This is a genomic window from Salinimicrobium oceani (assembly GCF_012037645.1).
Genome location: NZ_JAAVJR010001392.1, coordinates 1 through 316, shown reverse-complemented (window position 1 = coordinate 316; position 316 = coordinate 1). Strand labels below are relative to the sequence as shown.

Sequence of the window (316 nt, the reverse complement as noted above, 5' to 3'; positions counted from 1 at the left end):
AAATGGTAAAAATGTCCTTTGGCTTGTGCATAACTTGTAGTGGCACGAAGTTAAAGATTTATTCAGGTAAAAAAATGGAATGTTATCTTACAACAAGCTTTCTGGTAGCGGTGCTTTTGCCCTCCTGGATCTTCATAATATAAATTCCCGGTTCAAGCGAAGATATATTAAGTTCATTTCCAACCAACTCGGCAGATAAGATGCTGTTGCCTAAAACATTGTAGATCTCTACTTTTTTAGACTTGCCGGATTTGGTGTTGATATAAACCTTTTGTCCCGAAGCAGGATTTGGGAAGATGGAAAGACCTTCAATGGG

1 protein-coding gene is annotated in these 316 nt (G+C 38.3%); it reads right to left on the bottom strand.

The window, feature by feature from the left end; translation table 11 throughout:
* Positions 1 to 82: 82 nt before the first annotated feature.
* On the bottom strand, positions 83 to 316 hold a 234-nt coding region (locus HC175_RS22345; RefSeq protein ID WP_168140029.1), incomplete at its 5' end, for a T9SS type A sorting domain-containing protein.